The organism is Methylophilus sp. 'Pure River', from assembly GCF_046765995.1.
In the GTDB taxonomy this organism is placed as follows: Bacteria; Pseudomonadota; Gammaproteobacteria; order Burkholderiales; family Methylophilaceae; genus Methylophilus.
In genome coordinates, this window is the sequence record NZ_JBKOUE010000009.1 from 11618 (window position 1) to 30314 (window position 18697).

At 49.9% G+C, this 18697-nt stretch carries 20 protein-coding genes and 1 tRNA gene; 3 read left to right on the forward strand and 18 right to left on the reverse strand.

Translation table 11 applies throughout. From position 1 onward, the window contains the following. Positions 1 to 2: 2 nt before the first annotated feature. Together ACIDE9_RS11335 and ACIDE9_RS11340 are read right to left on the reverse strand one after the other, a co-directional pair. Positions 3 to 1382, reverse strand: a complete 1380-nt coding sequence (locus ACIDE9_RS11335) for a TolC family protein (protein WP_411994901.1) — start codon at positions 1380 to 1382, stop codon at positions 3 to 5. Further along, entirely contained in the window at positions 1372 to 2583 is a 1212-nt protein-coding gene (locus ACIDE9_RS11340; RefSeq protein ID WP_411994902.1) for a DUF2231 domain-containing protein, read from the reverse strand. Before ACIDE9_RS11340 ends, ACIDE9_RS11335 begins: the two co-directional genes overlap by 11 nt. A gap of 301 nt (positions 2584 to 2884) precedes the next feature. Here ACIDE9_RS11340 and ACIDE9_RS11345 point away from each other — a divergent pair, with 301 nt between their 5' ends. Next, entirely contained in the window at positions 2885 to 3073 is a 189-nt protein-coding gene (locus ACIDE9_RS11345) for a hypothetical protein (protein WP_411994903.1), read from the forward strand. 81 nt (positions 3074 to 3154) lie between these two features. Here the strand turns inward: ACIDE9_RS11345 and cueR are convergent, their stop codons facing one another. The 8 genes from cueR to rpsU form a co-directional block, all read right to left on the reverse strand. Continuing rightward, positions 3155 to 3568 carry a Cu(I)-responsive transcriptional regulator gene (cueR, locus tag ACIDE9_RS11350; protein ID WP_411994904.1) on the reverse strand — a complete coding sequence of 138 codons (414 nt, stop codon included), beginning with the start codon at positions 3566 to 3568 and terminating at the stop codon, positions 3155 to 3157. A gap of 66 nt (positions 3569 to 3634) precedes the next feature. Further along, positions 3635 to 3829: a heavy-metal-associated domain-containing protein gene (locus ACIDE9_RS11355; RefSeq protein ID WP_411995001.1), complete on the reverse strand. Its 195-nt coding sequence runs from the start codon at positions 3827 to 3829 to the stop codon at positions 3635 to 3637. Positions 3830 to 3930: 101 nt separating this feature from the next. After that, positions 3931 to 6231, reverse strand: coding sequence for a heavy metal translocating P-type ATPase (locus ACIDE9_RS11360; RefSeq protein ID WP_411994905.1), 2301 nt, complete (start codon positions 6229 to 6231; stop codon positions 3931 to 3933). Positions 6232 to 6534: 303 nt separating this feature from the next. Next, positions 6535 to 6613, reverse strand: a tRNA-Ile gene (locus ACIDE9_RS11365). Positions 6614 to 6633: 20 nt separating this feature from the next. After that, complete coding sequence (gene rpoD, locus ACIDE9_RS11370; RefSeq protein WP_411994906.1) at positions 6634 to 8583, reverse strand: RNA polymerase sigma factor RpoD; 1950 nt, start codon at positions 8581 to 8583, stop codon at positions 6634 to 6636. 151 nt (positions 8584 to 8734) lie between these two features. After that, positions 8735 to 10474, reverse strand: coding sequence for a DNA primase (dnaG, locus tag ACIDE9_RS11375; protein ID WP_411994907.1), 1740 nt, complete (start codon positions 10472 to 10474; stop codon positions 8735 to 8737). Positions 10475 to 10552: 78 nt separating this feature from the next. Continuing rightward, entirely contained in the window at positions 10553 to 10996 is a 444-nt protein-coding gene (locus ACIDE9_RS11380; RefSeq protein ID WP_411994908.1) for a GatB/YqeY domain-containing protein, read from the reverse strand. Between the two features lie 129 nt (positions 10997 to 11125). Then, complete coding sequence (rpsU, locus tag ACIDE9_RS11385; RefSeq protein WP_018987466.1) at positions 11126 to 11338, reverse strand: 30S ribosomal protein S21; 213 nt, start codon at positions 11336 to 11338, stop codon at positions 11126 to 11128. A 148-nt stretch (positions 11339 to 11486) separates the two neighbouring features. On the opposite strand from rpsU, the gene tsaD reads away from it, so the two are divergent. Further along, a complete protein-coding gene (gene tsaD, locus ACIDE9_RS11390; protein ID WP_411994909.1) occupies positions 11487 to 12509 on the forward strand; it encodes a tRNA (adenosine(37)-N6)-threonylcarbamoyltransferase complex transferase subunit TsaD in 1023 nt (340 codons plus the stop codon). 10 nt (positions 12510 to 12519) lie between these two features. Here tsaD and plsY read toward each other — a convergent pair whose 3' ends face one another. Continuing rightward, positions 12520 to 13131 (reverse strand): glycerol-3-phosphate 1-O-acyltransferase PlsY, encoded by a 612-nt coding sequence (gene plsY / locus ACIDE9_RS11395; protein WP_411994910.1) that lies wholly within the window; start codon positions 13129 to 13131, stop codon positions 12520 to 12522. A 114-nt stretch (positions 13132 to 13245) separates the two neighbouring features. On the opposite strand from plsY, the gene folB reads away from it, so the two are divergent. After that, entirely contained in the window at positions 13246 to 13596 is a 351-nt protein-coding gene (gene folB, locus ACIDE9_RS11400; protein WP_411994911.1) for a dihydroneopterin aldolase, read from the forward strand. Positions 13597 to 14213: 617 nt separating this feature from the next. Here the strand turns inward: folB and xerD are convergent. The 7 genes from xerD to queC all read right to left on the reverse strand — a co-directional run bounded on the left by xerD (position 14214) and on the right by queC (position 18695). Beyond that, entirely contained in the window at positions 14214 to 15149 is a 936-nt protein-coding gene (gene xerD / locus ACIDE9_RS11405; protein ID WP_411994912.1) for a site-specific tyrosine recombinase XerD, read from the reverse strand. An 8-nt stretch (positions 15150 to 15157) separates the two neighbouring features. Continuing rightward, entirely contained in the window at positions 15158 to 15676 is a 519-nt protein-coding gene (locus ACIDE9_RS11410) for a methylated-DNA--[protein]-cysteine S-methyltransferase (RefSeq protein WP_411994913.1), read from the reverse strand. Positions 15677 to 15737: 61 nt separating this feature from the next. Continuing rightward, positions 15738 to 16127 (reverse strand): 50S ribosomal protein L19, encoded by a 390-nt coding sequence (rplS, locus tag ACIDE9_RS11415; protein WP_194754948.1) that lies wholly within the window; start codon positions 16125 to 16127, stop codon positions 15738 to 15740. Between the two features lie 33 nt (positions 16128 to 16160). Then, positions 16161 to 16895 carry a tRNA (guanosine(37)-N1)-methyltransferase TrmD gene (trmD, locus tag ACIDE9_RS11420; RefSeq protein ID WP_228520118.1) on the reverse strand — a complete coding sequence of 245 codons (735 nt, stop codon included), beginning with the start codon at positions 16893 to 16895 and terminating at the stop codon, positions 16161 to 16163. Positions 16896 to 16912: 17 nt separating this feature from the next. Beyond that, entirely contained in the window at positions 16913 to 17449 is a 537-nt protein-coding gene (gene rimM / locus ACIDE9_RS11425; RefSeq protein ID WP_411994914.1) for a ribosome maturation factor RimM, read from the reverse strand. Positions 17450 to 17486: 37 nt separating this feature from the next. Further along, positions 17487 to 17912: a 30S ribosomal protein S16 gene (gene rpsP, locus ACIDE9_RS11430; protein ID WP_411994915.1), complete on the reverse strand. Its 426-nt coding sequence runs from the start codon at positions 17910 to 17912 to the stop codon at positions 17487 to 17489. Between the two features lie 81 nt (positions 17913 to 17993). Further along, entirely contained in the window at positions 17994 to 18695 is a 702-nt protein-coding gene (gene queC / locus ACIDE9_RS11435; protein WP_411994916.1) for a 7-cyano-7-deazaguanine synthase QueC, read from the reverse strand. Between the last annotated feature and the right edge of the window lie 2 nt (positions 18696 to 18697).

Below are 18697 nucleotides of genomic sequence, written 5' to 3' on the forward strand. Positions count from 1 at the left end.
TCTTATTGACCTTCCATCATGTGAGGACTAGCGACTAATGTTGCTTGCAGTTCTGCATCAGCTAACCAGAAGTCACGTAATGATTCGATATACCCCTTAACGCTTTGTACCTGTGCTCTAGCGTCACCAAACAATTCAAACGGACTTGAAAGCATGCCGTTGTAACGCAGTTGCTCTTCATGCAGGATGCGTTTGCGCAATGGCACAATTTCGTCACGAATATGGCGAGTCACATCATGCTTGGTACGGTAAGTGTTATATCGCTCACGAATCTCGGACTGAGCATTGATTGCCAGTTTTGCTGTTTCCTGTACGGACTGCATGTAAATGGCTTCAGCGCGTGGCACCTTCGCTTGCCCCCAATCGAACAGCGGGATTTCAAAGGAAATGTCGATACCTTTCTTGTAAGGCTCACTTCTTCTGCCTTCCAGGACTCGAGCCGGACCTAATTCAATGACGTCTATGAATCGAGTAACTTTCGTCAGTCCAAGCTGTTTGGCCAATGCGTCCATTTCAGAGCGCTTAACTAGTAAATCCAACCGTTGTTCGTAAGCGTTCTGTTCGAATGCCTGTAACTCAGAAAGTGATTGAGGTAGATCTGGTAATCGTGTCTGAATCTTAATCTGCGAGGTTTTCACGCCTAGCTGTCTTGCAAGCGCCTCATATGCTTTAACTTCGGCGTTCTTGGCATTGGCATATTCCAGCGCAGCATCTGCATAAAAGCTTTGCTCACGTGATTGCTCTAAACGATTCCAGTTGCCAGTCTCATGCAGCCTTTTAGCTAATTCTGCACCTGCCTCGGCAGACTCTTTCACCTGAGCGCTGTATTTGACTAACTCCGTTGCGGCTACAGCGTTGAAATATGCTGTCCTTGTCTGATAGGCAAGTTTCAGAACTTCAATTGCTGTGGAGGCTTGTGCTTGGGCAAAACGCCTTTTCTCGATCTCTACAGCTTTAGGCATCGTAAGTAACGAGAAAACGTTGAACGTGAATGCCTGCTCAATTTTGTATTCACCGGCATTACGTACATATAGCATTGAGAATCTAGGATTAGGTAAGCGGCCAGCCTGTACAAGGTCAGCTTCAGAAATGCCCAATTCATAGAATGCAGCCTGCAATCCCTTGTTGTTATATAAAGCCACCTGTACAGCGCTCTCAACATCCAAGGGTTGTGCCAATAGTGCGTTTGTTTTGTCCTGAAGGGACTTTGCAGACTCTTCTGTCTTAGCCCATTCAAAGTCTTGTTTGAGATGTGGTTGAGTTTGCTTTTGCACCTCACCTATTCCACCGTCTTTTGAGAAGGTTGCACAACCTCCCAGCACTAGGCTCGCAGCAATGATGATTGCACTGCGTGCTCTTAATGATCCGATATTAGTGTTCATGTGAGCCTCCTTGTGATGGTGGATGCTGATGACTTGTATGGTTGTCTTCAGCAGGCTTGTCAGATTCACTTGCTTCGCCATGATGTCCTTGATGATTGTGACCACCAGAGGCCGGCAAAGATAAAACACCAATGCCATGGCGATAAACCACTTCGCCACCTAACCATGCTGTTGTAGCAACGGCCATTGATAACCCCGCTAAGCAAACCAATACTGGGATAGACATGATGTTGCTGAGGCGAGATTTTGCCGAATTCCAGATGGCCAGCAGCACTAAACCTACTGCTGTTGGAATTGCCCAGGCCCTATGTAACAACATGGCCGCATGACCAGCATCATCGTGATTCATGGTGGAGTTAAACGCTAGCCAACCAAAGACCACTCCAGCAATTGCGCTCAAGGCAGCGAGTATCAATGTGTAATTCCCGGCTGCAGCCACTAAATGTGATGATTCAGACTTGCGGGTTAGCCGAGCAACTAATCCAAAAATGAAAGCTGCCATCGTTAAAGCAATTGGAAAGTGCACTACAGCAGGGTGCAGATTCGGAATGATCTTGAACTCATTGGATTCCCCAGCCGCTTGTGATTTAGCCAATTCTGAATGGTTATGGTTGTGGCCTGAGTGACTTTCTTCTGTAGGCACAGTTTCAGCAGCTGGGTGATCGTGTTGATGCTCTTCATGGCTCATCTGCATGGGCTCTGAAGTAGTATCAGCTGAGTGTTCCATCTCAGCGTGGTTCATCATTCCATGATCATGCTTATGAGTCGAACCTTCAGCATGCACTGTCGAGTGGTCCATGCCTTCCATCTTGCTGTGATCCATGTGCGACATTTGGCTATGATCCATACCCGACATCTTGCTATGGTCCATTGTGGACATATCAGAGTTGGCAGCATTAGAAGTATGAGCATCACCATGAGACATAGTGTGACCCATTGCTTCATGGTTCATTGATTGTCCATGAGAATGCTGCATGCCGGACATTGAGTGCCCATTATTGGCAATTGAAGAATCAAGAGACTTCCAGTCAGTTTGGGAGTCTTTGTTCAGTACCTGGTAATCATCAAAGGTAGACTGATAAGGCGCGGAGTTATCCTCCGCAAAAGATATACCGATACCCAATGTCGATGTCATAACAAGACATAGAATGTATCGATGTAGAGAAGCAAATAAGCCTCTCTTACGGGCGACGAATTTCATAGAAACCTCTCATTTAGAACGCTCAATATCGAATTGAGAATTCAATCTTTCGCATGCACTTAGCATGCAATCGCATAAGAATGATGACTAAAGCCCAGTAAGGGCTTCAGCCAAGAACAAACTAAATGAGGGTAAAACGGGGAGGTCGCTCTGGACCGGAGGGTATGTAGCTAGTGAAATCGGGAGATGCGAAACCAATTCCTGCAGTTGCGATATTCAATTGGTGAATTAGATCGTCGCCAGATGCAGCAAATGTGAATCCTGAACAGCAAGCAGAGCATTTCGAACAATGGTTGCAGGCATGTTTAGAATTGTCTTGGTTTTTGTGAGCGTGACTATCCGCAGCAGCCTCATGTTCATGGCAATGGCCACTTACACTTTCTTGGGTCTGCTGGCTTTGAAGGTTCTCACAATTCATCACGGTAGCAGCTACAATACCTTGCACTGGCAGGATGAATGCGATGAGCCAAATAGCAAAGATGTTAATTAGCTTTCTCACGATAGGCTTTATGATATACCTAAACTAAAAATGATTCCGTTTCAAAAATAAAATTATTTGTAGTTTGCTTCGTTACACATGACTTTCTTGATTTAACGCAAGCTGGTCTAGTATTGGGCATTCAGGGCGATCATCCCCATGACAACAATGAACGAGCCTTTGTAATTCAGATTTTATCAGCATTAAACTCTGTATCTTTTGGTTCAAGGCTTCCACATGTGCCGAAGCAAGTTCCTTCACCTTGCTACTAGGTCGATGCGGGTCTTGCCACATACTCAACAACTTCTCAATTTGCTTGATTGAGAAACCCAGGTCGCGTGAGTGTCTAATGAAACTGAGCGTATGAATATCTTTCTCGGAATATTGACGATATCCGGAGAAGGTTCGTGAGGTAGCTGCCAGCAAGCCAACGCTCTCATAATGACGAATCATTTTGGCTGAGATACCTGATGCTTTTGCAGCTTGCCCGATATTAAATAGGCTCATCGCACTTACACCTCCAAAGCAATTGATACAAAGTCCTGCTGATTTAACTCAGCAGGCGAGTAATTGTTACTCTCTGACGGGCGGAAAGCCAGCACCATTCAGGGCTGAAACGATCTCTGATTCTGAAGCTGTTGTTTCAACTTTGACTGATCTTGTTGGGGGATCGGTAGTAACGCTTGCATCTGGGTCAACACCCTGAATCGCCCTCGTTACACCTCTTGCACAACCACCACAGGTCATATTTTCAATGTGAAATTGCATCATGAACTCCTTAGTAACTAATTGGTAGTGAAGTCAGCTTAAAGCTTCCAACAATGGCAAGGTAAAGAGATATCTGTCATTTGAGTTTATCCAAATATTTATCAGTTCAGATTGCTTGATCCTTCGGCTAAAGGCGGTTTGAATCCGCGTAGGCGTAAAGCATTCGCTAATACAAAGACGCTAGACAAAGCCATCGCACCTGCCGCAAATATCGGTGAGAGTAATATTCCCCAACCTGGGTAAAGTGCCCCAGCTGCGACAGGAATCAATGCCGTGTTATAGGCGAATGCCCAGAACAAGTTTTGATGAATATTACTTATCGTTGCCTTGGATAGTGCAATGGCATTCGGCACTCCCTGCAGGTTGCCAGACATCAATACTACGTCTGCTGACTCTACCGCTACATCTGTACCTGTGCCAATCGCCAACCCGACATCAGCTTCCGCGAGCGCTGGCGCATCATTAATACCATCGCCCACAAAAGCTATTTTCCCGTAAGTGGCTTTTAAGCGGCGAACAGCTTCAACCTTTCCTTCAGGCATTACTTCGGCTACGACTTCATCAATGCCCAGCAGCTGAGCAATCGCGTTTGCGGTTTTTGCATTGTCTCCGGTGATCATCGCTACTTTAATGCCCAATTGATGAAGGGCAGCAATTGCTGGTGGTGTAGAAAGTTTGATGGGGTCTGCAACAGCAATAATGCCAGCCAGGCGACCATCAATTGCAACATATAACGGCGACTTTCCTTCTTTGCCCAAACGTTCGGCAACTACTGAAAAGACACTGACATCTAACCCAAGTGCACGCATAAACCGATCTGCACCGATTTCCACGATCGAGCCCTCTACAGTCGCTTGTACACCCATACCGGTCACAGATTCAAAGTCCGTTAAAGACGGCAAAGCAAGTCCACTCTCAGTAGCGGCTAACACAATTGCGCGAGCTATCGGGTGTTCGGATTTAGACTCAACCGCTGCAGCCTTTGCCAGCACATTGTTGCGATCAAAGCCTTCAGCCACCTCAAAATCAGTCAGCACAGGGCGGCCTTCTGTCAAAGTGCCCGTCTTGTCGACGGCAACAACCTTGGCATCTTTTAATAACTGCAGTGCTTCACCTTTTCTAAACAATATCCCCAGTTCAGCACCACGCCCGGTACCGACCATAATGGAGGTGGGTGTGGCTAAACCCATGGCACATGGGCAGGCTATGATTAACACTGCTACAGCATTTACCAGAGCGAAAGTCAGCGCAGGAGATGGCCCATAAATTATCCAAGCAAAAAACGTTAAGAGTGCAGCAAGCATAACTGCAGGAACAAACCACATTGTCACTTTATCGACGACAGCTTGGATGGGGAGCTTAGATCCTTGCGCTTGCTCCACCATACGAATGATTTGCGCTAGCATCGTTTGCTCACCTACGGCTGTCGCCTGCATTGTGAAGGCACCTTTTTGATTAACGGTTCCCCCAACGACATTACTACCGAGAGATTTTTCAACGGGAATAGGTTCGCCAGTAATCATGGATTCATCCACGAAGCTTTTGCCGTTAGTCACTTTCCCGTCTACAGGTATGCGTTCACCTGGACGAACTTCCAGTTCATCATGTAGCTGCACTTCATTGATGGGAATATCCAAAGAATTGCCATTACGAATCACATGCGCAATTTTGACTTGCATCTTCGCCAGACGCTTAATTGCTTCGGATGTCCTGCCCTTGGCGCGAGCTTCTAGGAAGCGGCCAAGTAGTATCAGCACGACAATCACTGCAGCGGCTTCGTAGTAAACGTTAACGGTACCTTCAGGCAATAGATCAGAAGCAAACGTTGCCACAACAGAATATCCAAGTGCGGCTGCCGTACCCACTGCCACTAATGAATTCATGTCAGGGGCTAACCGGAATAGTGCAGGAACTCCTTTTTGGAAGAATCTTCTACCCGGAATTGCTAGCGTGACTGCTGTCAGCACGAATTGTAAATACCAGCTATTTTGCATGCCTATGGTATTCATGATTAATTCATGTACTGAAGGGATCATGTGAGATCCCATTTCGATTAGAAATACAGGAATCGCTAGTAGCGTGGCTAATAGCAACTCTTTTCGGAGAAGCGCACGCTCAGCCTCTTTATTGCGAGTGGCAGCTTCTTCAGCTTGATCGTCTACCCTGGCGGCCTTGGCATCATATCCAACCTTCTCGACGGCAGATATTAAGCTTTCTATATTTACTGAGCCTCGAACTGTAGCTTGTTCTGTTGCTAGATTGACTGTTGCATCAACTACTCCCGGCACAGCCTTCAAGGCTTTTTCCACACGTCCGACACACGAGGCACAGGTCATCCCCTGAACATCTAAACTGATGGTGGAGCCACCATTTTCTGCAGCAAGTTTTGTGTATTGATTCATTTCGACAGCCTATATAGTTATGTTCGAAATAAGACAGTTTAAACATTGCCATTATTGGAAGGTCAATACCTTATTCAAATTGTTTGGGGAGAGGTACCTAATATTGATCCTGAATTTCAATCTATGTCTTTCTACATAGATGTTAATTGGATTTTGGATAGAATTAAAAAACCAATAATGTCGGCTATCTGACATTATCAGCTTCTTCTGAATTTCTCCTAACAATGCACTAAATTGAAGCCATCAACAAGTCGCACCCAAAACAAAAAGACCCAAGGCGTTAACCTTGAGTCTCTCTATAAATGGTGGCCCCTCTGTGAGTCGAACACAGCACCAACGGATTATGAGTCCGCTGCTCTAACCAAGCATGAGCTAAGGGGCCGAAAAGCGTTCGATTATAAACTAATCTTGTCCGTTTTCTAAGAAGCTGCGCAGGCGTTCGGAGCGCGTTGGATGGCGCAGTTTACGCAGTGCTTTGGCTTCAATCTGACGGATACGTTCACGGGTGACATCAAACTGTTTGCCCACTTCTTCCAGCGTGTGGTCAGTGTTCATTTCGATACCAAAGCGCATACGCAGTACTTTGGCTTCGCGCGGGGTCAGTGATTCCAGCACTTCACTTGTAGCGTCGCGCAGGCTGGCGTAAACTGCTGCGTCCATAGGCGCCAGTGTGGTGTTGTCTTCGATAAAGTCGCCCAAATGGGAGTCCTCATCGTCACCAATCGGCGTTTCCATTGAGATTGGCTCTTTGCTGATTTTGAGGATTTTGCGGATTTTTTCTTCCGGCATTTCCATTTTTTCAGCCAAGGTGGCCGGATCAGGTTCGAGGCCGGTTTCTTGCAGAATCTGGCGGCTGATACGGTTCATCTTGTTGATGGTTTCGATCATGTGCACCGGGATACGGATGGTACGTGCCTGGTCAGCGATCGAACGCGTGATGGCCTGGCGAATCCACCATGTTGCATAGGTAGAAAACTTGTAACCACGACGGTATTCGAACTTGTCCACGGCTTTCATCAGGCCGATGTTGCCTTCCTGGATCAGGTCGAGGAATTGCAAGCCACGGTTGGTGTATTTTTTGGCGATGGAAATCACCAGACGCAGGTTGGCCTCGATCATTTCGCGTTTGGCGCGACGGGCACGGGCTTCACCGGTGGTCATTTGTTTGTTGATTTCGCGCAGCTCTTTGATTGGCAAGCCCACACGGTTTTGCAGGTTTTGCAGGCGCTCTTGCTGGTCGAGAATTGAGTGTCTGAAACGGCTTAAACGCTCTGCGTACGCTGGATTACCTGCCAGTTCGCCATCTAACCATTCCAGGTTGATTTCGTTGCCGACAAAACTCTTGATGAATTGCTGACGCGGCATGTTGGCTTTATCCACGCAGAAATCCATGATTTTGCGTTCATGCGTGCGCACTTCTTCGACCATGTTACGCACCTGGTCACACAGGGCTTCTACTTGCTTGGCAGAGAAACGGAACGCAGTCAGTTCGTCCAGCACTTGTTGATGCAGGGTTTTGTATTCTGCATCATTGGTGCCCTTGGCTTCGCGGATGCTGTTCATTTGCGTGTTAGCCGCGCGAATAACAGCAAAGCGGGACAGGACTTCGTCTTTGAGTCTGGCCAGCGCTTCAGCGGACAAGGCGGATGCTTTGGCATCGCCATCTTCGTCGTCTTCATCCTCTTCTTCGTCAGCCGCTTCCTCTTCTTCAGCGTCAGCCACCGCCAAGGCGTCATCGAGGCCGAGGTCGCTATCGATCAAACCGTCTACCAGCTCATCGACGCTCATCTCGTCTTTTTCAACTTTATCGACCATCTCCAGCAACTGGGCGATGGTGGTTGGACAGGCAGCAATCGCCTGCACCATGTGTTTGAGGCCATCTTCGATACGCTTGGCGATCTCGATTTCGCCTTCACGTGTCAACAGGTCTACCGTACCCATTTCGCGCATATACATACGCACCGGGTCTGTCGTACGGCCAAACTCGGAGTCTACCGTGGCCAGGGCTTGCTCGGCTTCTTCTGCTGCATCTTCGTCAGTCACTGCAGGTGGCGCATCAGACATCAGCAACACTTCGGCATCTGGCGCTTCTTCATAGACCTGGATACCCATGTCGTTGATCATGCCGATAATGCTCTCGATCTGCTCGGAGTCTTGCACATCGTCCGGCAGGTGGTCGTTAATTTCGGCGTAGGTCAGGTAACCACGTTCTTTACCCAGAACAATCAAGGTTTTCAGGCGGGTACGACGTGCCTCGGCATCCATTGCCTGGGTGGCGGGGTCTTTGTGTGTTTCGACTTCGTTGATTCCGAGTTCTTTGTCTAAACTTTTATCTGCTTTGGGTCTGGCCATGGCCGATTCCACCTCTAAAATGATTGATGCCGAGTGCTGGCGACTACTGCTGGCACATCACTCGATTTAACATTACGGGAAACCCTTTATTTTACCAGATTTTTGCACGTTTTTTAAGCATGCCCACACGGTTTTTAGGGAATAGTGCCGACTAGCGCTTGCTGGTTAACTGCCGCAAGGCCTCACGCTCAGCATCCGACAGCGTAGAAAATGGCTTTTCTGTCAGCCGCCCCAACAGGGACTTTTCACGCGCGATGAGCGCCATGTCTGATAATTGGGTACAAGCCCCTTCAAATTCAAGCGTGAAGTCCAGCGTTTCGTCCAATAAAGACAACTCGCGCTGCAATTGGTGTCGCAAGACTTCAGAAATATAGGGGGCGATCATTTGCAGCAGAACAACTGGCCGCGATTCTGGCTTGGCGATTGCAGCCCTCACCACCACGCGCAGCATCTGCTCCTCATCACCCTCGCCAACAATCTCAGCCATCAATTCAGGCTTGGCCCATTGCGGCCGCATGAGCAGCATCAAGGCCAGGCGCACATAGAGCGACAATGGCGTGCGTGAACGCTGGCGCACGGCTTTTTCTTTGGTTTTAACCGGATCAGGCAATTTGAGCATGCGCTGCATTTCACCGCCGGCCAGACCTGTCATCTCGGCCACTTTTTTACGCAGCAGCATGGCATAGCGCGGCGCCTGGATCTGCTTGAGGATAGGTTCAGCATCATTCAAAAACTGCAGCTTATCCTCTTGCGAGGCCATCGGGTTATGCTCACTCAAATGCTGAATAATGTATTGCGACAGCGGCATGGCTTTATCCATTTCAGCCTCAAACGCTTCCTTACCAAATTCACGCACAAAACTATCGGGGTCATGCTCGGCAGGCAAAAATAAAAAGCGCAACTTGAGGCCATCTTTAATCGCAGGCAAAGCGTTCATCACCGCACGCCAGGCGGCGGTACGCCCAGCTTTGTCGCCATCAAAACTAAAGACAATTTCATCGGTTTGCCGCATCAATTTGGCAATGTGAAACGGCGTCGTCGCCGTGCCCAGTGCAGCCACGGCATATTCAATGCCATATTGCGCCAGTGCCACCACGTCCATATACCCTTCCACCACCAGCACGCGGCCTGCATCGCGAATAGCGCGGCGCGCCATAAACAAGCCATATAACTCATGGCCTTTTTGAAACAGCGGCGTTTCTGGCGAATTGTAATACTTGGGCGTATCTTCGGGATTAATCACGCGCCCGCCAAAGCCAATCACTTCGCCTTTTTGGTTATGGATAGGGAAAATAATACGGTCACGAAAGCGGTCATAACGCCGCCCTTGCTCGTTCTGCACCACTAGCCCAGCTGTTTCCAGCGCTTCAGCATCATATTGTGGAAACACCGTTTGCAGGTTTTGCCAACCCGCCGGGGCATAGCCCACCTGGAACTTGGCCGCCACCTGCCCGCTTAAGCCGCGGTTTTTCAGGTAATCAATGGCGCGCGGTGACTGCTTCAACTCAGCTTTGTAGTAATTGGCCGCCTGCTGCAAGGTCTCCTGCAAGCTCAACAGCACAGCCTTTGACGGCGGCGCCGGTTGATTCGGGTCGCGCTGCTCTTGTGGCACGATCATGCCAATCTGCTTGGCCAGGTCGTGTATGGCCTCGACAAAACTGAGGCCGTTATATTCCATTAAAAAGCTCAAGGCCGAGCCATGTGCACCACACCCAAAACAATGATAAAACTGCTTGGTCGGGCTGACGGTAAAACTGGGGGATTTTTCGTTATGAAACGGGCAACAAGCCGAGTAATTAGCCCCGGCTTTTTTCAGCGGCACCGCCTTGTCGATGACTTCGACAATATCTACACGATTCAGCAGCTCTTGAATAAAACTTTCGGGGATCATAGATGCAAGTATCGCTTATGCGCACTAAAAAACAAAGGGCGCCAAATGCGCCCCATTGTTTATGCGGTTAAAGACTGATTAACCTAAGGCAGCCTTGATCAGGCCAGAGACCTTTGCCATATCGGCCTTACCTGCCACCAGCGGCTTCACCGCACCCACCACTTTACCCATGTCTTTAGCGCCCTCAGCGCCAGTCTCAGCCACCACTTTGGCGATGATGGCGTTGATTTCATCCTCAGATAATTGTGCTGGCAGGTAGGCCTGCAACACAGTGACTTCAAACTTCTCCTGATCTGCCAGGTCGTGACGATTAGCGCCTTCAAACGCAGCAATCGAATCACGGCGCTGCTTGAGCATTTTCTCAATCGCTGCAATTACGGCATCATCATCCAGCTCAATACGCTCATCGACTTCGCGCTGCTTGATCGCAGCTTGCAACAAACGAATCACACCCAGCTTTTGCATGTCTTTGGCACGCATGGCGGTTTTCATGTCTTCGGAGATTTGTGCTTTCAGGCTCATAGAATTATCTTTATCTGAATAAACGGGGCTTAAATGTAGGCCGTATAAATAGCTAAAGGTTGCGGAAATCCACAACCTTCGCATCATCGGTTAACCAACACGTGGTTAACCATTCACATCCACTAAAAATTAGTAGAGTTTTGTCGGCAACTGTTGGTTGCGCAGACGACGGTACTGACGTTTAACCGCAGCAGCAGCTTTACGTTTACGTTCCCAAGTTGGCTTCTCGTAGAACTCGCGTGCACGCAAGTCGTTCAACAAACCGGTTTTTTCAATCAAACGCTTGAAGCGGCGCATTGCAACGTCAAACGGTTCGTTCTCTTTCACACGAATAGCGGTCATGTAAATCCCTATCCTTCAAAAATGGTTGGTAACTTGTTAGTCGATTTAGTGCTTGCGGATTGATGCAGCACTGAAAACCGCGTATTCTATCGCGCTTATTTGGATTTATCAATCATTTCCGCAAAATATTGTCTGCGAGAAAGCACTTATGTTGGTATTAGGCATTGAATCTTCTTGTGATGAAACCGGGGTCGCGCTCTATGACACGCGCCGCGGCCTGCTGGCGCACGCCCTGCACTCACAAGTAGACATGCATGCCGCCTATGGCGGCGTGGTGCCGGAGCTCGCCTCGCGTGACCATATCCGCCGCGCGCTACCACTCACGCAACAGGTGCTGGCAGAGGCCGATAAAACCCTGCAAGACATCGAAGGCATCGCTTATACACAAGGCCCCGGCTTGGCTGGCGCCTTGCTGGTCGGCACCAGCATTGCGCAATCACTGGCAATGGCACTGAATGTGCCTTCTATAGGCGTCCATCACCTCGAAGGTCATTTGCTGGCACCTATGCTGGAGGAAAACCCACCTGCGTTCCCGTTTGTCGCCTTGCTGGTTTCGGGTGGCCACAGCCAACTCATGCGCGTAGACGGTATCGGCCAATACGAGCTATTAGGTGACACCTTGGATGATGCTGCGGGCGAAGCGTTTGATAAAACCGCCAAATTATTGGGATTAGGCTATCCTGGTGGCCCGGCTGTCTCCAAACTGGCAGACCAGGGCAAATCGCACTTCCAACTGCCACGCCCCATGCTCAACAGCAAAGATTTGAATTTCAGCTTTAGCGGTCTAAAAACCGCTGTGCTCACGCTGGTCAATAACCAGCCACACATGGACGATGAAACCGTCAAAGATATTGCCTGGGAATTTCAGGAATCTGTCACCGAGATCTTGGTGCATAAATGCCTCAAAGCACTCAAGCAGACCAAACTGAATCGACTGGTCGTTTCCGGTGGTGTCGGCGCCAACAAGCGTTTGCGCACCAGGCTGAATGAAGCCGCCAGCAAACGCGGCATCAGCGTCAGCTATCCACGGTTGGAATTTTGCACTGACAATGGCGCCATGATTGCGTTTGCCGGTGCCATGCGCCTGCACGCCATGCAGGCAGTGAAACAAGATTACAGCTTCAGCATCCGTCCACGCTGGGATTTATCCGAGCTGGCGGCGCCAGCCTAATTTGCCGCCGTCACTTTTTGCCGAAGCGAGTCTCAGTGCCTGCCAGCAATTTTTCAATATTGGATTGATGGCGAATAATTAAAAACGCCGTCATCACGACAACAACCGCCACATACACGGGGTACGGCGACAAAAACTGCCAGGCAATCACAGGGGCCAGTACGGCAGCCACCAAGGCAGACAGGGAAGAAATGCGGCTGATTAAAAATACCGCCAGCCAAACCGCCACCACGCTCAATGCCAGCCAGCCGGAAAATGCAATCATCACACCTAGCGCAGTAGCAACCCCTTTACCGCCTTTAAACTTATGGTAAATCGGGTACAAATGGCCGATAAATACCGCCAAACCCACCAGCGCGACCACATCCATGAGCATGCCGGCCTGTAATGCCAACCATGTCGGTAACCAGCCTTTAAACGCGTCGCCCAGCAAAGTCAGAATCGCCGCAGATTTTTTACCGCTACGCGCCACATTGGTCGCACCAATATTGCCGCTCCCCACCGTACGCGGGTCAGGCAGGCGATACAGCTTGCTGATAATAATGCCAAAGGCAATCGACCCAATCAAATAAGCCGCCACAACCCACACCAGCGCCTCAATATCAAACCCAATTTCGTTCATGCTTTAAATTCCACTGAAATGCAGCCGCTTATGCCAGCCACTGCACGATGTTGTATGATGCCGAATCATACTGGATTCCGGCCTATGCGGAAATAAGAACAAGGAACAGCGCTGATGGATATTATCTTTCTCGAACAAGTAAAAGTGCAAACCAAACTCGGCGTACCCGACTGGGAACGCGCGGTCGCGCAGACTGTCATCCTGGATATTGAAATCGGCTATGACTTTAGCAAAGCCTGCCAGACCGATGCAATTGAAGACACCATCGATTACGGGCAAGTGGCTGCTCGCATCCGGGAAACATTAGCAGAGCACAGTTTTAAACTCGTTGAAGCGCTAGGCGAGCATGTGTGCCAGCTGATTTTGCAGGAATTTAAAGCGCAAAGTGTGAAGTTGAAAGTGAGTAAACCGGGGATATTGCCGGGGTTGAAGGCTTTAGGGATTCAAATTTACCGTGCAGCATAAATTCAAAGCCCCTTTCGCCTTTAGGCGAGTCACTTTCTGATGCTTGCCCCTCAGAAAGTAAGCAAAGAAGAGGGCACCCAGCCATCACGGCCTAACGGCTCCCTTGCGTTGCTCAAACTAGGACTTTCGTCCGTTGCTTTGCTGGACTTAGGCATAAGCCGGTCACGAAACTCGCCCTAGCAGCTTGCACACTACGCAAGCTGCCGCGGTGCTCAAACAGTCGCTCCCTCTACTCTTATTTTGTCTCCGCTACTCAGCGTGATGGAATGGGACTGATCTCGCCAAACTACCAATTATGAAAATTGATAGGAAGCATAATTCTTCTGGCTGATTGATAACGACTAGGAGCGGTGGCGCTCATTAGGTGTTAGGGGCCCCCATCTGCCGCGCCGAGCAACACAGGGTTGACGGGAGTCTTCGGCCATCGGCTGTCTGAGCTCCGCAACAAGCCACGTTTTGTGTGGCTTGTCAGGGCGAGTTTCGATGGACGCCCGGCAAGCCGAGTAGCACAGGATACAAGCGGAAGCTGGGGTGTCTTGTTCTTTGCCTTCTTTCTTATGGACAAGCATAAGAAAGAATGGTCGCCTAGAGGCGAAATAGATTCGCTCACAAAACAATCACCCGCGAGGATGATGCACCTTATGCAATTGCTGCAACCTCTCCCTAGCCACATGCGTATAAATCTGCGTGGTCGAAATATCCGCATGCCCCAATAACATCTGCACTACGCGTAAATCCGCGCCATGATTGAGCAAATGTGTAGCAAACGCATGCCGTAGCACGTGCGGACTGATATGTTGTGAAATGCCTGCCTGCAACGCATAGCGCTGGATAATATGCCAGAACGCATGCCGCGTCATGGCCGCGCCGCGTGTGGTGACAAACACGGCATCGCTCAAGCCACCTTTTAATATCTCTGGTCGCGCAATCGCCAGGTAGCGGTCTATCCACTCCGCCGCTTCCTGCCCCATAGGCACCAGTCTGGTTTTGCTGCCCTTGCCCGTCACGCGCACTACACCGTCTTGCGTGCTGACTTCGGCAATACTCACATTGACCAACTCCGAGACACGCAAGCCGCTGGCATATAACAACTCCAGCATGGCACGGTCGCGCAAACCCAAAGGCGTATTCACATCTGGCGCATGCAGTAAGTCTTCCACCTGCGACTCACTCAGCGTTTTGGGCAGTGATTTTGGCATCTTGGGCGCTTCAATATGCAGCGTCGGATCTTGCTTGATGAGGTTTGCCAGCAAGGCATAGCGATAAAAACGGCGCAGCGTGGCAATCAGGCGGTTGATACTACGGACTTTTACCAATGGAAAGCGGTGTGCCAAATACGCTTGCACGTGCTGTGACTGCACTTGCCACAACGTCAGCGCCTGTTGGCCACACCACTCGGCAAAACCCTTTAAATCATTGCGATAGCTGGATAAGGTATTCGCTGACAAGCCATCTTCGAGCCAAAGCTGGTCGATAAAGATATCGATCTCAGGAAACGTGACCAGTTGGGGCGAATATGGCGTTGCCACTAAAGAATTCTTTTTTTGCCGCATCTGATCACTTACTTGCGTCGCTGCTCATGTGCCAACAACCAGCGCTTGATTTCCAGGCCACCGTCTATGCCCTGCATAAAACCACCCAAGCCGTTGCTGGCGACAATACGGTGACAAGGATTAAACAAAGGCAAGGGATTGGCGCCACAGGCATTGGCGACTGCGCGCGGACCAGACTTTACCGCAGCGGCTAACTGGCTATAGGTGCGCGTTTCACCGACAGGAATCTCGCGCATGGCTTGCCAGACACGCTGCTGAAACGGCGTACCGCGCTGCGAGACAATCGGCTGCCAAACGTGGTCTGGATTCTCGAGATAAGCGGCTATCTGGTCAGCCACGGCTTGGGCGCGTGGATTAGGCTTATGCTTGACTGGTAAGGCATGCAGTAAAAACTGCAGCGTCTCACCAGCGTCATCACAGCGCACGCCAACGAAGCCAAAAGGCGCCGGGACCAAGGCATCAAGTTCATCATCAAGACTCTTCATCACCGTATTAAACTGTAATCTCGCCCAGGCTGCAACCAACACCAGTGTGTCATGGCAATAAAAAAGCCCTTCTGATGAAGGGCTTTTTTGTGCAACGTTTAAATTAACCGTTGTTTGCAGCGATGTCTTTCTCGCGAGCAACCAATTTTTCTTTAATACGTGCAGATTTACCTGAACGCTCACGCAAGTAGTACAGTTTAGCGCGGCGAACATCACCACGGCGTTTCACTTCGATAGAAGCGATTTGTGGAGAGTAAGTCTGGAATGTACGCTCAACGCCTTCACCTGAAGAGATTTTACGCACGATAAATGAAGAGTTCAGGCCACGGTTACGGATAGCGATGACCACGCCTTCGTAAGCCTGCACACGTTTACGCGTACCTTCAACCACGTTTACACCAACGATCACGGTGTCGCCTGGCGCAAAGCTAGGGATGGTTTTGTTTAAACGAGCAATTTCTTCTTGCTCTAACATTTTGATAATGTCTGCCATTTTGGTTCCTTTTAATTATAAAGTGACTCGTTCCTACTCGACCTCTTTGAGTAGCCTAGCCTCTTCCTTCGTCAACGGCCTTGCGGCCAATAAATCAGGGCGTTTAGCCCTGGTTAGCAGTAGCGATTGCTGTAATCGCCATTGTCTAATCTTTTCATGATGTCCGGAGAGTAATACCTCGGGCACCTTTAATCCTGCAAACTCTTCCGGGCGCGTGTAGTGCGGATAATCCAGCAGGCCATTCACAAATGAATCTTCCTGCGCCGAATCAGCATCACCCAACGCACCAGGCAATTGCCGGATAATTGCATCCAGCAGCACCATGGCGGGTAACTCACCACCACTTAATACATAGTCACCAATGGAGACTTCCTCATCCACCAGTGTATCCAGCACACGCTGGTCTACACCTTCATAGCGGCTGGCTAACAACACCAGCCCCTGACATTCTTTTAGCTGCAACACCTTTTCGTGCGTCAGCGGTTTGCCACGTGGTGATAAATGCATCACCCTAGGCGCAATCCCTTGCGCCTGCAAACGCGCTTTGGCATCACCAATGGCAGCAGTCAACGGCTCTGCCAGCATCACCATACCAGGACCACCACCATAAGGCCTATCATCGACCGTATGATGCACGTCCTGCGTATATTGGCGAGGATTGGTCAGTGTTAACTGATACAACCCGCGCTGTCTGGCACGGCTGGTAATGCCATATTCAGTCAGTGCTGCAAACATCTCAGGAAACAAACTGATGACTTCAATCTGCATCATGAGCTGCGCTTTCTTTAAAAATCAGCATCCCAATCCACCAGCACCGTCCCGGCTTTTATATTCACCTCTGGCACGGCATCGCTGGTAAACGGAATCAAGCGTTCACGATATTCTTCGCGCTGCTTGCCGTCTTTACCCTTGACACTGGTTGGCTGTGCTTCACGCACCACAATCACGTCATTGGCACCGGTTTCAAACACTTGCGTGATGTTGCCAAATGCCACACCTTCAGTGTTGGTCACACTCAGCCCAATCAAGTCAGACCAGTAATACTCGCCTTCCTCAGGCTCAGGCAGCGACTCACGCGGTACGGCGATTTGCTGCCCTTTCAAGGCAAACGCTGCATCGCGATCAGCGACACCCGCCAGCTTGATCAGCAACACATCATTGTGCAGTTTGGCTTGTTCAACTGTGACTTCACGCCAGTTGGGCGCTTTACCTACCCACCAGGCGTCGTAATCCAGCAGACCGTCCAGATACTCCGTATCCGGCACGACTTTAACCCAGCCATAAACGCCATATGGGGCGACGATGCGCCCCATTACGACCATGTTCTCAGACGCCATATAAACTCAGGCGCGGAAACAATTACTCAGCAGCTGGCGTTTCAGCAGCAGCAGCTTCAGCATCTGCTTTGGCTTTAGCGGCAGCTTCTGCAGCAGCGGCGTCAGCTTCAGCTTTCAACTTAGCAGCAGCTTCAGCGATTGCTTTTTCTTTAGCAGCTTCAGCTTTGGCAACTTCTTTAGCTTTAACAGCAGCCATGCCTTCAACGCCTTTGGCGTGGAATTTAACCAAGCGTGCCACGGTGTCAGACAGTTGCGCACCGTTGTCCACCCAGTATTGTGTACGTGCTTCATCGATACGCAAGCCTTCAGCGCCAGCGCGTGCAGATGGATTGTAGAAACCAACGCGCTCGATAAAACGACCGTCACGACGGTTGCGGGACTCTGCCACAACTACGCTGTAAAACGGGTTCTTTTTGGAGCCACCACGTGATAAACGAATAACGACCATAATCTTGTTCTCTTAAAATTGAATTTCTTTGCAGAAAGGCGCGGATTATACTTGATATTATCAAAGCATGGCAAGTGTTTTTCACGCACCAGAAGATGCGCCTACATAAGGCGTAGGGTCGGCCACCCCGGCTTGCGCGAAGCCAGCTTTGCGGAAACGACAGGAGTCACATACACCACATGCAGCGCCTTGCTGATTGGCCTGGTAGCAGGAGACCGTTAACCCGTAATCCAGCCCCAATGCATGGCCGCTGCGAATAATATCCGCCTTAGTCATATCAATCAATGGCGCATGCACGGTAATGGTCTGACCTTCTACCGCCGCCTTGGTTGCCAGATTGGCCATCTGCTGGAAAGCTTTGACATATTCACCGCGACAGTCCGGGTAACCCGAATAATCCAGCGCATTGACGCCGATAAAAATATCACGCGCCTCTAGCACCTCCGCCCAGGCGAGCGCTAACGACAACATAATGGTGTTGCGCGCAGGCACATAAGTCACGGGAATGCCTTGCGTTTCCTGTTCAGGCACGGCGATATTGCTGTCAGTGAGTGCAGAACCGCCAAACAGCGATAGATCCAGTTGCACGGTTTTATGTTCAGCCGCACCCAGCGCAGTCGCTACGCGTTGCGCCGCCAACAATTCGACATTATGGCGCTGGTGATAATCCAGGCTCAGACAGTAGCAGTCATAGCCTTGTGACTTGGCAATGGCCAGCACGGTACTGGAATCCAGCCCGCCGGAGAGCAAAATCACGGCTTTAGGTTTTTGTGTTGCAAGCACGC

Excerpts from the sequence above, each read along its gene's own strand:
- rpoD (WP_411994906.1), bottom strand. The coding sequence starts at position 8,583 with ATGGCCAGACCCAAAGCAGATAAAAGTTTAGACAAAGAACTCGGAATC.
- rpsU (WP_018987466.1), bottom strand. The coding sequence starts at position 11,338 with ATGACCGCTATTCGTGTGAAAGAGAACGAACCGTTTGACGTTGCAATG.
- xerD (WP_411994912.1), bottom strand. The coding sequence starts at position 15,149 with ATGCGGCAAAAAAAGAATTCTTTAGTGGCAACGCCATATTCGCCCCAA.
- ACIDE9_RS11380 (WP_411994908.1), bottom strand. The coding sequence starts at position 10,996 with ATGAGCCTGAAAGCACAAATCTCCGAAGACATGAAAACCGCCATGCGT.
- folB (WP_411994911.1), top strand. The coding sequence starts at position 13,246 with ATGGATATTATCTTTCTCGAACAAGTAAAAGTGCAAACCAAACTCGGC.
- tsaD (WP_411994909.1), top strand. The coding sequence starts at position 11,487 with ATGTTGGTATTAGGCATTGAATCTTCTTGTGATGAAACCGGGGTCGCG.
- rimM (WP_411994914.1), bottom strand. The coding sequence starts at position 17,449 with ATGGTCGTAATGGGGCGCATCGTCGCCCCATATGGCGTTTATGGCTGG.
- ACIDE9_RS11360 (WP_411994905.1), bottom strand. The coding sequence starts at position 6,231 with ATGAATCAATACACAAAACTTGCTGCAGAAAATGGTGGCTCCACCATC.
- ACIDE9_RS11335 (WP_411994901.1), bottom strand. The coding sequence starts at position 1,382 with ATGAACACTAATATCGGATCATTAAGAGCACGCAGTGCAATCATCATT.
- rplS (WP_194754948.1), bottom strand. The coding sequence starts at position 16,127 with ATGGCAGACATTATCAAAATGTTAGAGCAAGAAGAAATTGCTCGTTTA.
- rpsP (WP_411994915.1), bottom strand. The coding sequence starts at position 17,912 with ATGGTCGTTATTCGTTTATCACGTGGTGGCTCCAAAAAGAACCCGTTT.
- plsY (WP_411994910.1), bottom strand. The coding sequence starts at position 13,131 with ATGAACGAAATTGGGTTTGATATTGAGGCGCTGGTGTGGGTTGTGGCG.
- dnaG (WP_411994907.1), bottom strand. The coding sequence starts at position 10,474 with ATGATCCCCGAAAGTTTTATTCAAGAGCTGCTGAATCGTGTAGATATT.
- cueR (WP_411994904.1), bottom strand. The coding sequence starts at position 3,568 with ATGAGCCTATTTAATATCGGGCAAGCTGCAAAAGCATCAGGTATCTCA.
- ACIDE9_RS11355 (WP_411995001.1), bottom strand. The coding sequence starts at position 3,829 with ATGCAATTTCACATTGAAAATATGACCTGTGGTGGTTGTGCAAGAGGT.
- ACIDE9_RS11345 (WP_411994903.1), top strand. The coding sequence starts at position 2,885 with ATGTTTAGAATTGTCTTGGTTTTTGTGAGCGTGACTATCCGCAGCAGC.
- trmD (WP_228520118.1), bottom strand. The coding sequence starts at position 16,895 with ATGCAGATTGAAGTCATCAGTTTGTTTCCTGAGATGTTTGCAGCACTG.
- ACIDE9_RS11340 (WP_411994902.1), bottom strand. The coding sequence starts at position 2,583 with ATGAAATTCGTCGCCCGTAAGAGAGGCTTATTTGCTTCTCTACATCGA.